Origin of the sequence: uncultured Psychromonas sp. (assembly GCF_947489755.1) — a bacterium.
In the GTDB taxonomy this organism is placed as follows: domain Bacteria; phylum Pseudomonadota; class Gammaproteobacteria; order Enterobacterales; family Psychromonadaceae; genus Psychromonas.
Window position 1 is genome coordinate 1 of the sequence record NZ_CANLFB010000034.1, and the last position, 13048, is coordinate 13048.

At 36.8% G+C, this 13048-nt stretch carries 9 protein-coding genes and 1 tRNA gene; 7 read left to right on the forward strand and 3 right to left on the reverse strand.

Going from position 1 to position 13048, the window contains the following annotated elements; translation table 11 throughout:
• Positions 1–139 precede the first annotated feature (139 nt).
• Positions 140–216: transfer RNA gene (locus Q0794_RS15405), tRNA-Asp, on the forward strand.
• Positions 217–478: 262 nt separating this feature from the next.
• On the opposite strand, the gene Q0794_RS15410 is transcribed toward Q0794_RS15405, so the two are convergent.
• Positions 479–1642 (reverse strand): PilT/PilU family type 4a pilus ATPase, encoded by a 1164-nt coding sequence (locus tag Q0794_RS15410; protein ID WP_298943378.1) that lies wholly within the window; start codon positions 1640–1642, stop codon positions 479–481.
• 555 nt (positions 1643–2197) lie between these two features.
• Here Q0794_RS15410 and Q0794_RS15415 point away from each other — a divergent pair.
• The 4 genes from Q0794_RS15415 (at position 2198) to Q0794_RS15430 (ending at position 6978) form a co-directional block, all read left to right on the forward strand.
• The gene (locus Q0794_RS15415; RefSeq protein WP_025564851.1) at positions 2198–2461 is read left to right on the forward strand and encodes a DUF4212 domain-containing protein; all 264 of its coding nucleotides are present in this window, start codon (positions 2198–2200) and stop codon (positions 2459–2461) included.
• A 14-nt stretch (positions 2462–2475) separates the two neighbouring features.
• Positions 2476–4194: a sodium:solute symporter family protein gene (locus tag Q0794_RS15420; RefSeq protein ID WP_298943382.1), complete on the forward strand. Its 1719-nt coding sequence runs from the start codon at positions 2476–2478 to the stop codon at positions 4192–4194.
• Between the two features lie 244 nt (positions 4195–4438).
• Positions 4439–6283 carry a DUF294 nucleotidyltransferase-like domain-containing protein gene (locus Q0794_RS15425; RefSeq protein ID WP_298943384.1) on the forward strand — a complete coding sequence of 615 codons (1845 nt, stop codon included), beginning with the start codon at positions 4439–4441 and terminating at the stop codon, positions 6281–6283.
• Positions 6283–6978 carry an exonuclease domain-containing protein gene (locus Q0794_RS15430; protein WP_298943385.1) on the forward strand — a complete coding sequence of 232 codons (696 nt, stop codon included), beginning with the start codon at positions 6283–6285 and terminating at the stop codon, positions 6976–6978. The genes Q0794_RS15425 and Q0794_RS15430 overlap by 1 nt, the downstream gene beginning before the upstream one ends.
• A 210-nt stretch (positions 6979–7188) precedes the next feature.
• Here Q0794_RS15430 and glnS read toward each other — a convergent pair whose 3' ends face one another.
• Both glnS and nagE read right to left on the reverse strand, forming a co-directional pair.
• Complete coding sequence (gene glnS / locus Q0794_RS15435) at positions 7189–8850, reverse strand: glutamine--tRNA ligase (protein WP_298943387.1); 1662 nt, start codon at positions 8848–8850, stop codon at positions 7189–7191.
• Between the two features lie 340 nt (positions 8851–9190).
• Positions 9191–10657 (reverse strand): N-acetylglucosamine-specific PTS transporter subunit IIBC, encoded by a 1467-nt coding sequence (nagE, locus tag Q0794_RS15440; RefSeq protein WP_298943389.1) that lies wholly within the window; start codon positions 10655–10657, stop codon positions 9191–9193.
• A 267-nt stretch (positions 10658–10924) separates the two neighbouring features.
• Here nagE and nagB point away from each other — a divergent pair, with 267 nt between their 5' ends.
• Together nagB and nagA are read left to right on the forward strand one after the other, a co-directional pair.
• Positions 10925–11725, forward strand: a complete 801-nt coding sequence (gene nagB, locus Q0794_RS15445; protein WP_298943391.1) for a glucosamine-6-phosphate deaminase — start codon at positions 10925–10927, stop codon at positions 11723–11725.
• 79 nt (positions 11726–11804) lie between these two features.
• Positions 11805–12953 (forward strand): N-acetylglucosamine-6-phosphate deacetylase, encoded by a 1149-nt coding sequence (gene nagA / locus Q0794_RS15450; protein ID WP_298943393.1) that lies wholly within the window; start codon positions 11805–11807, stop codon positions 12951–12953.
• Positions 12954–13048: the final 95 nt, after the last annotated feature.

Here is a 13048-nt window from a genome sequence, read left to right on the forward strand (position 1 = left end):
AGTGGTAGTTCAGTTGGTTAGAATACCGGCCTGTCACGCCGGGGGTCGCGGGTTCGAGTCCCGTCCACTCCGCCAACAGTGTGTTAAATCGTTATCACTACGATATAAAATAAAGTGTTAAAACTGTTATACACTCGGAGGAGTGGTAGTTCAGTTGGTTAGAATACCGGCCTGTCACGCCGGGGGTCGCGGGTTCGAGTCCCGTCCACTCCGCCAACAGTGTATAAAGTTATTTTCATCCTATCTAAATTTTTTAATCTCCTAATAAATTGCTCTTAAAATTATCATCTAACTATTACATTTCTATATTCTCTATATTCTCTATATTTTAAAATAACGATCAGCACTTATTTACTTAATTGAATAAGTCTAAAATCGATTATAAATTGCTAGTAAGTATTTCATCGGTTTTTTATTAAATTTTTTATAATAAAAAAGCGCCGAAGCGCTTATTTTTAGATAGATAAATAATGATAGATTATGAAAAAGTGAGGTCGTTTATATCAGGCATACTTGGGCGTTCCTCTTCAAGGCTTAAGTTACTCACTGCTTTTGTATTATCCTCTTCCGCCTCTCTACCATTGCCTTTATCTAACTTAAATTTAAGTGCTAAGTTAGTTGGCGAGTCAGAGTTTTTAATCGCCTCTTCTTTAGTAACTAAACCTTCATTCACTAATTCAAATAATGCGCCATCAAAAGTCTGCATCCCTAATTCTTTAGACTTTTCCATTATTTCTTTTAATTTCTCAAATTGACCCCGTTTGATCATATCTCGGATAGTTAATGTGCCCATCATCACTTCAATAGCAGCACATCTTTTGCCATCAATGGTTCGCACCAAACGTTGTGAGACAAAAGATCTAAGATTATTGCCTAAATCAATTAATAATTGTAAACGTCGCTCTTCAGGGAAAAAGTTAATAATACGATCTATTGCTTGATTCGCGTTATTAGCATGTAACGTAGAAAGTACTAAATGGCCTGTTTCAGAGAAAGCTAAAGCATGTTCCATTGTTTCTTTATCACGTATTTCACCAATTAAAATAACATCAGGAGCCTGGCGTAACGTATTTTTTAATGCGGCATGGAAGCTACGCGTATCAACCCCTACTTCTCTTTGGTTAATAATACTTTTTTTATGTCGATGTACAAACTCGACGGGATCTTCAATAGTAATAATATGGCCTGAAGAATTAGTATTACGATAATCTATTAATGCAGCCAATGATGTTGATTTACCAGAGCCTGTCGCACCAACAAACAAAACTAACCCATTTTTAGACATGATCACTTCTTTTAAGATTTCAGGCAGTCTCAAATCTTCAAACTTCGGAATTTCAATTTTTATGTTACGTGCAACGATCGATATATCATTTCGTTGTTTGAATATATTGACACGAAAACGACCGACTCCTGCTAATGAAATAGCTAAATTCATCTCTAATGTATGCGCGAATTCCTCTTTTTGTTCGTCATCCATTATTGTATTAGCAATTTCGCCAACTTCACCCGGCTTAAAACACACATCACTTAAGGGCATAAGTGAGCCTTGGAATTTAGCAGAAGGTGGAGCGCCAGTCGCAAGATAAAGATCTGAACCATCTTTAGTCGCTAACTCATTTAACATTGTTTCAAATTCCATATCTTATTTATCCATCTAAAATCTATATTGGCAGTATTGTTATATGATTTTTTATTTTATTAATCACTAATTGCTATGACTTAAATCCTAGCACGTAAACTTATTTTATATTTATTATTAATAAGAGCCTAATTGTTCTATTACTAATTGTATAGTTATGAATTTCAAGTCATAAATAATGCATAAAAAGTCACTTGAGTTAACTTTAAATGATTTGATAGAAACTGCTAATTACGTGTTGATCGCCTTAATAAAAAATTATCCATAAAACAATCTTTGTTCACAAAAATAATATTACAGATAACTAATGTGATGAGATGCTCACTTTTTATTCAGTAAAACATGATCTAGCTCTTTGTCTCTCCGTAGCAAAGTAAATAAATTAACATAGTATTAACAACACATTTACTTAGAAGATAAATAACTTTCTCAGTAAAACTAATAAGTGATTAAAAGTGAATGCTTATTTTTTGTTTAATTGATGGTCAATTAAAATACAAAATAGCGCAATTAACTTTAGTTTCTTTCTCATTAGTAAAATTAAGGAGAGTGGCAGTGAGCTTTGAAGATTCAGATAAAGCAAAGGGATATTGGAACGAAAACCTCAAACTGGTAATCAAATTATTGGTTATTTGGGCTTTTGTTTCATTTGGGTGCGGCATATTACTCGTTGATATATTAAATGAATTCAGTTTTATGGGATTTAAATTAGGATTTTGGTTCGCTCAACAAGGTTCCATTTACGTCTTTTTAATATTGATTTTTGTCTATGTAAAAAAATCAAATACCCTCGACAAAAAATATGGTGTTGACGAATAATAAGGAGTAAAAAAATGGATGTTCAAACATTAACCTATTTGGTAGTTGGGGTTACATTTGCTGTTTATATCGGCATTGCAATTAAAACACGAGCAGGTTCAACAAAAGAGTTTTATGTAGCAGGCGGTGGTGTCCCACCCATTTTAAATGGTATGGCAACTGCAGCGGACTGGATGTCAGCGGCTTCATTTATATCACTTGCGGGGATTGTTTCTTTCGTTGGTTATGATGGTAGCGTATACATTATGGGATGGACCGGCGGCTATGTACTGCTTGCACTCTTAATGGTTCCTTATCTTCGTAAATTTGGTAAATTTACCGTGCCAGATTTTATTGGTGATCGTTACTATTCTCAATCAGCACGTACTGTTGCAGTTATCTGTGCAATCTTCATCAGCTTTACCTATATCGCAGGTCAAATGCGTGGAGTAGGTGTTGTATTCTCTCGCTTCCTTGAAGTAGAAGTTGATACCGGCGTTTATATTGGTATGTGTGTCGTATTTTTCTATGCTGTTTTAGGTGGCATGAAAGGGATTACTTATACTCAAGTAGCGCAATACTGTGTGATGATTTTTGCTTTCATGGTACCTGCTGTTTTTCTTTCAATCATGATGACAGGCCATATATTCCCTCAATTAGGGTTCGGTGCAGAATTATTGGATGCAACGGGCAATAGTTCAAGTATTTATTTACTGGATAAATTGGATGGTCTTTCTACAGAATTAGGGTTTGCTCAGTATACTGAAGGCTCTAAAGACATGATTGATGTACTGTTTATTACAGGCGCATTAATGTTTGGTACGGCCGGTTTACCACATGTAATCGTTCGTTTCTTTACCGTACCAAGAGTAAGAGATGCACGTAGTTCTGCTGGTTGGACACTATTGTTTATAGCCATTATGTACACCACTATTCCTGCACTTGCTTCTTTTTCACGTGTAAACATGATTCAGTCAATCAACGGTCCAGAAAGCCAAGGTGTACCACATGTCGAAGCGCCACTATGGATTGAAAACTGGGAAAAAACAGGCTTAATCAAATGGGACGATAAGAATAGCGACGGTAAAATGTTCTACTCAAATGATGAAAGAAATGAGATGAATGTTGACCGTGATATTATCGTATTGGCAACACCAGAGATGGCAAATTTACCAGCATGGGTGATTGCGTTAATGGCTGCAGGTGGTCTGGCAGCGGCGTTATCAACATCGGCAGGTCTACTATTAGTTATTTCAACTTCTGTTTCTCATGATTTATTGAAAAAGAACTTAATGCCCAATATCTCTGATAATAAGGAGTTAATGTATGCACGTATGGCATCAGGTGCCGGTATCATCATGGCAGGTTACTTTGGTATTAATCCACCAGGTTTTGTAGCCGCCGTCGTGGCCATCGCCTTTGGCCTTGCCGCCTCCTCTTTATTCCCAGCTATTACGATGGGTATCTTCTCAACGAAAATGAATAAAGAAGGCGCTATCGCAGGCATGCTAGCAGGTTTATCATTTACAACTATTTACATTGTTTACTTTAAATTTGTAAATCCTGCTGCAAATGTATCTGAGAACTGGTTATTTGGCGTATCGCCAGAAGGCATAGGTATGTTAGGTATGGTGATTAACTTTGTAGTCGCGATTCTAGTCTGCAGAATGACAGCACCAACACCGCAAGTCGTGGTTGATATGGTCGAATCAATTCGTTTCCCTAAAGGAGCAGGTGAAGCACAAGATCATTAACATCAATTGAAATTTAAAAGCGCTTCGGCGCTTTTTTTTCATCTGTTTTATTTTTTCTTATATAGATAGCGATTTATAAGTGCCCTTCAAAACACTATACATGGTGCCATTATTCGTCAGTCAAACATCTATAACATGACTTTTATCATGCCCTTTTTTAAAAGGTACAGTTTCATAAAATACTTTTTTATTAAGTCCTTTTATAAGTTAACTATCTACCACAACATTAGATAATTAGGTAAATATGGATAATAGTGAATTACAGCCAATCTTTGATTTCATGCGCAAGTTAGCACCTTTCGATTCATTGCAAGAACAAACACTTAAACAATGCTGCAAGGTATTAACCATTGCCTATTACAGTCAAGAACAGAAGTTAGTACATGTAGATAATAATGAACCACAACTTTATATAGTCCGTAGTGGTGCTTTTGAAGTGAGTACGCAAGAAGGTAAGTTGATTGACCGTATTGGTGAAGGTCAATACTTTGGGTTTAGCGGTATGCTTTCAGGTGAGAAAGTCGTTAATCAAGTCCATATTTTAGAAGATGGCTTGGTTTATCATTTACCTGCAGTGATGTTCGACCAACTACGAGCCAATTGTCATTCTTTTGATCGTTTCTTTAATCAAGCTTTTGCTAAACGCCTACGTAATCAAAGCTCACTTAAACATAATCATATTAGTACTGCACGTATCACTAATATCATGTCACGAGAGCTCACCACTATCACACGTGATGCAACTATCCATCAAGCTGCATTATTAATGTCAGAGAAGCGCCTTTCATCATTGATTGTCGTGAATGATGGAGAACTATGCGGTATTTTAACCGACCGAGACTTACGTAACCGTGTATTGGCAAAAGGTTTAACAGGTACCTTATTAGTCGAGCAAGCAATGACTGAACACCCTACAACAATTAAGCCTGAAGCGTTGATTTTTGAAGCCATGTTAACAATGAGTGAAAATAATATTCATCATTTACCGGTCGTAAAAGATAATAAACCCATTGCCATCATTACCAGTACTGACTTAATCCGCAGTCAAAGCTCTCAACCTTTATTGTTAATTGGCCAAATAGATCGTCAAAATAATTTAGAGTCATTGATTCAAGTCAGCCAAAAAATACCCGACCTATTATTTAACCTGATTAGCAGTGATGCTAAAGCAATGGAGATAGGTCGAGTACTCACCTCTGTAACAGATTCATTAACACGTCGTTTAATCGCATTAAGGCAAGAACAGTTAGGACCAGCACCAATGACATTCTGTTGGCTCGCTTTTGGTTCTCAAGGTCGCCAAGATCAAATGGCAGGATCCGATCAAGACAATGCACTAATACTAGAAAGAGAAGCGACTAAAATAGAAAAAGACTATTTCAAACAATTATCAGAATATGTTTGTAGTGCCCTGAATGAATGTGGCTTCCCATTTTGCCCTGGTAATATCATGGCACAAAACCCAAAGTGGCAATTAACATTGCAACAATGGTTACAAGCATTTTCTAAATGGATTAAAACACCCGATCCCAGTGCTTTATTAAATGCGACGATCTTTTTTGATATGAGACCTGTATTTGGGGATCTCAGTTTATTTAAGCAATTACAAACCACTGTATTAAAGAATACAAAAAACAACGATATATTCATTGCTGCGCTTAGCCAAAATGCATTGCAATCAACCCCTCCACTTGGTTTCTTCCGTAGTTTTGTACTGGAACGAGATGGTAGTGAAGTAAAAGGAATCGATTTAAAACATAAAGGTAATGCACTCATTAATGATATTGTCAGGATCTATGCTTTATCTGTAGGAATAGAAGAAGTGAATACAATCAAGCGTATTGAAGCATTAATTGCGTTGTCAGCCATTGATAAGGATATTGCCATGAACTTACTGGACGCTTGGGAGTTTATTGCTCATAAACGTCTTACGAATCAAGGACAGCAATTTAATAACACGCAACCCGTCTCTAATTATATTTTGCCTGATAGCCTTTCATCATTAGTCAGACACCAATTAAAAGATGCCTTTAAAGTCATTCATGAAGCGCAAGGTACCGTTAAACACAAATTTTTAAGACAATTTTAATGTTGCAACAATGGTGGTTACATAACAAATTAAAACGACTTATTAACAATAATAAGTTAGGGAGGCCTGAACACTTACAAACCCATTATCAATACCTGTTAACGAACTTTAATCAACCTATTTCAAAAACTGATTTACTCGCATTAGATATTGAAATGACAGGATTAAATCCTAAAAAAGATCAAATGGTCAGCATAGGTATTATTCCTATCATCAATGGTCAAATACAACCTAAATTTGCACAACATAAGTTTATAAAAATTCAAGGCAGTGTTGGTCAAAGCGCTGTTATTCATGGCGTATTAGATAAAGACTTAAACAATGCTTTAACACAACAAGAGGCATTAGACTGGCTCTTTGCACAATGCCAACACAAAGTATTAGTTGCACATCATGCGCAGTTAGATTTACAATTTTTACAGCAATCATTACGCAAGACAGGTAATAAATCATTTCCTTTATTCGCCATCGATACATTACTTATCGATAAAAAAAGACAATTTCGTAAACATCAGGTTTTAAATACAGGTAGCTTACGCTTGAACGCCTGTCGAGAACGCTATAACTTACCTATTTATAATGCACATAACGCATTAACAGATGCATTAGCTTGTGCGGAATTACTGTTGGCTCAATTAAATAAAATGGGAGGGTTAGAGACTATAACATTAGCTCAATTACTTGAAAGTCACTGATAGTTTGGCTTTTAAAAAGTCCATTTGATACAGCAGCGCATCAAGAGAGAATAAAAAAGATACCAGTAACTGCTTATTTGTATAACCCTAACCACCAGCCGCATGAACTTAGCCACCAGCAAAAAATTAATTGATAAGCCTATTAATTGAGAGGCATAAAAAAAGGCTTACTTTTCAGTAAACCTTTTTCAGAATTAAGATTAGTTTAAATTAACCAGCCCAAGAGTCACGTAATGCAACAGTACGATTAAAGACTAACTTAGATGTGCTTGAATCTTTACTATCTGCACAGAAGTAACCTTCTCGCTCAAATTGATACGCCACTTCAGCTTTAGCATCGATTAAACTATTTTCTACAAAACCTTGTTTAATCACTAATGAATCAGGGTAAATAACAGTATGAATATCTTCAACTGCAGCAGGGTTCTCTACCGTAAATAAACGATCATAAATACGGAATTCTGCAGGATGGTTTGATGCCGCACTTACCCAATGAATAACCCCTTTTGGCTTACGACCATCTTCAGGATTTTTACCCAATGTTGTCGGATCATATGAACAAAGGATTTCAGTAATGTTCCCTGCATCATCCTTAATCACCTCTTCCGCTTTGATCATGTAAGCATTACGTAAACGTACTTCTTTACCAAGTACTAAACGCTTATACTTTTTATTTGCTTCTTCACGGAAATCAGCAGCATCAATATATAACTCACGAGAAAACGGAACAATTCGTGTGCCCATGCTTTCATCTTTAGGATGAGCAGGTGCATTTAATTGCTCTAACTTGCCTTCTTCATAGTTTGTAATAGTTACTTTGATTGGATCAAGTACTGCCATCGCACGTGCGCCGTTAGCTTCTAAGTCTTCACGAACACAAGCTTCTAATGAAGCAAACTCAACCGTATTTTCTTGTTTTGTTACACCAATACGTTTTGAAAATTCACGTAGTGAAGCAGCAGGATAACCACGACGACGCATACCTGAAATAGTCGGCATACGAGGGTCATTCCAACCTGTTACAATATTTTCTTCAATTAATGCATTTAGCTTACGCTTAGACGTTAATGTGTATTGTAAATTTAAACGAGAAAACTCAATTTGACGTGGTTTACACTCAATGCTGATATTCGCTAAAACCCAATCATATAATGGACGATGATCTTCAAACTCTAATGTACATAGGCTGTGTGTAATGCCTTCAATCGCATCCGAAATACAGTGTGTAAAATCGTACATTGGGTAAATGCACCATTTATCACCCGTTTGGTGATGATGTGCAAAGCGAATACGGTAAAGAACCGGATCACGCATTTTCATGTTAGGCGAGGCCATGTCGATTTTAGCACGTAGCATCATCGAACCTTCTTCAAACTCACCTGCTCGCATACGATTAAATAGATCTAAGTTTTCTGCAATTGAACGGTCACGGAATGGGCTGTCTTTACCTGCCGACGTTAACGTACCACGGTATTCACGAGTTTGTTCTGCATTTAACTCACAGACATACGCTTTATTATTCTCAATAAGCTCAACAGCATAATCAAAAAGCTGTTCAAAGTAGTTCGATGAATAACGGACATCACCTTGCCACTCAAAACCTAACCACGTTACATCTTTTTCAATCGCAGCAACATAGTCAGCATCTTCTTTAACCGGGTTTGTATCATCAAAACGTAGGTTACAGGCAGCATTTGGGTAATCACGTGCTAAACCAAAGTTTAAGCAGATAGATTTAGCATGACCAATATGTAAATAACCATTCGGCTCAGGTGGAAAGCGTGTATGGATTGTCTGGTGTTTTCCACTCTCAAGATCGTTTTCAATAATAGTGCGAATAAAATTACTTGGGCGTGTTTCCAGTTCAGACATTGTAACCTCTAAGATACATGATTCATAAAGGGGCAATCATCGTATATTCTAGCGCTAAGCTCAAGTGAAATAATAGCAAATGCAAGGTATAGTAAGGATATATGCGAATTATATTAATTAGATTAAATAGCAACCCTATTTTGCTATTAAAAATAACCGCCCGTTTGTTATAAGCTCAGTAAAATAAACAGTAGCTAGTCTTAAATTACACCTTAAAAATCATACCCAATGATGAAATTTAAGGTAAAAAATGAATTAAATTGAGATTAGCAATGCTTATTGAATTCAAGAAACAAAAAAGGCACTCAATGAGTGCCTTATAAAATAAAAAAATTAACTATTACTCAGCTAGTTTCATTCTATTTGCAATACTTTCAGCTTGTGGTCCAATGATAACTTGAAGATTATTTTCCCCTAATTTAACAACCCCCATTGCCCCTAAGCCTTTAAGATCAGATTCTTTAATAATACTGCGGTCTTTTAGCGTCAGACGTAAACGAGTAATACAAGCATCAATGACTTCAATATTTTGTATGCCACCTAATGCCACAACATAAGCATTGGCTAAACTATCGCTATCGTCACTACTCTCAGTAACAACATTGATTGCATCATCTTCGCTATCTTCACGTCCAGGCGTTTTAAGATTAAGGCCTTTAATTAAAGCTAAGAAAACAAAGTAATAGATTGCAAAGAAAGCAACACCTTGCGCTAGCAACATATACCATTGTTTGGCTAATGGATTTTGCGAAGAAAGCACCATGTCAACTAAACCAGCAGAGAACCCAAAGCCAGCAATCCATTCCATATTAGCGGCAATAAACACTGAAACACCGGTCAAAATAGCATGTACAACATACAATAATGGCGCAACAAACATAAATGAGAATTCTAAAGGCTCTGTCACCCCCGTAAAGAACGAAGCTAAAGAAGCGGCTAGCATAATTGAAGCGACTTTTTGTTTATTCTCAGATTTTGCGGTTGTGTAAATAGCTAACGCAGCCCCAGGCAAACCAAACATCATGATCGGAAAGAAACCAGCTTGATACATACCAACAGTGCCGATCGCCGTTTTACCTTCGGCGGCAAATTTAGTAATCGTATCCTGACCCGCTAAAAAGTTAGGGATATCATTAATACCTGCTACATCAAACCAAAAAACAGAATTTAATGCATGGTGAAGGCCCACTGGAATTAACAAGCGATTAAAGAACGCATAAACCCCAGCACCAATGTCACCTAAGCCTGCGATTGTTTCACCAAAGTGTTGTAAACCAGAGAAAATAATTGGCCACACTGCCATCAAAATAAATGACACCGCAATCATGACAATAGACACCACAATAGGCACTAAACGACGGCCAGAAAAGAACGCTAATGTATTATGCAATTCAACGTCTGAGAATTTGTTATATAATTCAGCAGAAATAATACCGACAATAATTCCAACGAATTGATTTTCAATTTTACCAAAAGATGCATCTGCTGCGACACCAGTGATTTGCTCTACAGCACCAGGAGATAATAAAGTAGTCACCACTAACCACCCCACTAAACCAGATAGTGCAGCCGCACCGTCTTTATCTTTAGACATCCCGTAAGCAACACCTACTGCAAATAACAGCGCCATGTTGTCAATGACAGCCGCACCCGCTTTAATTAAAAAAGCAGCGAGTTGAGAGTCACCTCCCCAACCATTAGGATCTATCCAGTAACCAATACCCATTAAAATAGCAGCAGCAGGCAAAACGGCGACAGGCACCATTAATGCTCTACCCACTTTCTGCATATAGCCTAAAATATTCATACCAGCTCTCCTTTAACATGCGACTCTTAATTCGCATTCGAAATATTCCATTAAACCTTTATAATAAAAACAAACGTCAAAGTGACGATGTTCATAATTGGCTTATACTTTGACTGTAAATGGTTTATGAAAACGCGCAAAGTTCAACCACACATTGCGTGACTTAGATCACTTTAAAATCAGCAAGTAATATATCCCTTTCTAGTAATAACAAACAACTTAACTTACCATGTTAATTAAGTTTTATTATGAATACTTGGAGGAACAATGCGTTTAATTCCACTTAAATGTGCATCTGATGTTGGTCGATGGGCTGCCCAATATATTATTGATAGCATTAATCAATTCTCTCCAACAGAAGCTCATCCTTTTATTTTAGGGTTGCCTACAGGAAGCTCTCCATTAGCTACTTATCAAGCATTAATTAAGCATTATCAAGCTGGTAAAGTAAGTTTTAAGCATGTTGTTACCTTTAATATGGACGAATATGTTGGTATTGACCCTTTACATCCAGAAAGCTATCACAGCTTTATGCATCATAACTTCTTTAATCATATTGATATTCAAGCAAACAATATTAATCTGTTAAATGGATTAGCCGACGATCTATCAGCCGAATGCGAACGTTATGAAAATAAGATAAAAAGCTACGGACATATTCATTTATTCATGGGCGGTGTAGGAAGTGATGGACATATAGCCTTTAATGAACCAGGTTCATCGCTAGCTTCTAGAACACGTGTAAAAACCTTAACGCATGAAACTCGACTGGCTAACTCTCGTTTTTTTGATAATGATGTTAACCAAGTACCCAAACTCGCTTTAACAATTGGTGTCGGAACACTGTTAGATGCAGATGAAGTATTGACGCTTGTCACTGGTCGCCATAAAGCACTAGCCTTGCAAGCCGCAGTTGAAGGATGTATTAACCATCTATGGACGGTAACAGCATTACAATTACACCAAAAGGCGATTATCGTATGCGATGCTGAATCCACTATGGAGCTTAAAGTTAAAACGCTTAAGTATTTTCAAGAATTAGAAAGCGAACATATTCAAGGTTTATAAATTCACATAAATAGCGTTTTATAAAAAACACAGAGTCTTCAGCTAAACCTCATATCACCATATAAAGGAATAACCCAGAATGTATGCACTTACCAACTGTATTATCTACACGACAGAAACGATTCTTGTTGAGCATGCAGTTATCATTGATAATGAATTAATCAAATCAATCATTCCCATTACCGAATTAAATCCAGATACTCCCTGTATTGACTTGCGAGGTCAAAATTTATCACCCGGCTTTATTGATTTACAACTTAACGGGTGTGGCGGAGTGATGTTTAACGGCTCAGAAACACAACAAACACTCTCGATTATGCAAGCGGCTAATTTGCGTTCAGGCACCACTAGCTTTTTACCGACCTTTATCACTGACAGCGATGTAAGAATGAAGCTAGCCTTAAATGTTGTGCGTGGTTATATGGACACTCATAAAAATGAAGTATTAGGCTTACATCTTGAAGGTCCTTTCATTAATAAAGAAAAAAAAGGCATTCATCGAGCAGAATTCATACGGGAACCAAATAACGATGTCATTGATTTGATCTGCGCTAATGCAGATATTGTTTGTCAGATTACCATCGCGCCAGAAAAAACACCGAATAGTGTCATCCAACAATTAAGTGCTGCTGGCATCGTGGTTTCCATCGGACACAGTAACGGCACTTATCAACAAGCAACAACAGCCATTAGATACGGTGTTTCATCAGCGACTCACTTATTTAATGCAATGTCTTCAATCACAGGTAGAGAGCCTGGTATTGTCGGGGCAGTTTACGATAATAATCTATACGCAGGTATTATTGTCGATGGTTTTCATGTCGATTATGTCAATGTACGCCTGTCTAAAAAAATCATGGGTGATAAATTAATATTAGTGACGGATGCAACGGCCCCCGCTGGTGCTAAAGCCTCTCAATTTGACAATCAATTCGATTTTGTTGGCACCACTGTTTATTACAAAAATGGAAAATGTGTCGGTGAAGATGGCACATTAGGTGGCTCAGCAGTAACCATGATCGAGTCTATTGAGCAATGTGTAAAATTTGTTGGAATACCATTAAATGAAGCGATAAGAATGGCAACACTTTACCCTGCCAAAGCAATCTCGGTTGATCATAAACTAGGTAGTATTACTCCTAATAAAATCGCCGATTTATGTATTTTTAACGAAAACTTTAAAGTGACAGCAACAGTGGTTAACGGTATCTATAGCGAAGTTAACTAAGAAAGCTTACCAAAATAAAATATAAGTAATAAAGTATAAGTAATAAAGCATAAAAAAGGCTGCAGAAGCAGCCTTATGATTGATGATTAACTAAC

What these genes read in the sequence shown, in the direction of transcription:
- Q0794_RS15425 (WP_298943384.1), top strand. Translation starts at nt 4,439, where the DNA reads ATGGATAATAGTGAATTACAGCCAATCTTTGATTTCATGCGCAAGTTA.
- nagA (WP_298943393.1), top strand. Translation starts at nt 11,805, where the DNA reads ATGTATGCACTTACCAACTGTATTATCTACACGACAGAAACGATTCTT.
- glnS (WP_298943387.1), bottom strand. Translation starts at nt 8,850, where the DNA reads ATGTCTGAACTGGAAACACGCCCAAGTAATTTTATTCGCACTATTATT.
- Q0794_RS15410 (WP_298943378.1), bottom strand. Translation starts at nt 1,642, where the DNA reads ATGGAATTTGAAACAATGTTAAATGAGTTAGCGACTAAAGATGGTTCA.
- Q0794_RS15420 (WP_298943382.1), top strand. Translation starts at nt 2,476, where the DNA reads ATGGATGTTCAAACATTAACCTATTTGGTAGTTGGGGTTACATTTGCT.
- nagB (WP_298943391.1), top strand. Translation starts at nt 10,925, where the DNA reads ATGCGTTTAATTCCACTTAAATGTGCATCTGATGTTGGTCGATGGGCT.
- nagE (WP_298943389.1), bottom strand. Translation starts at nt 10,657, where the DNA reads ATGAATATTTTAGGCTATATGCAGAAAGTGGGTAGAGCATTAATGGTG.
- Q0794_RS15430 (WP_298943385.1), top strand. Translation starts at nt 6,283, where the DNA reads ATGTTGCAACAATGGTGGTTACATAACAAATTAAAACGACTTATTAAC.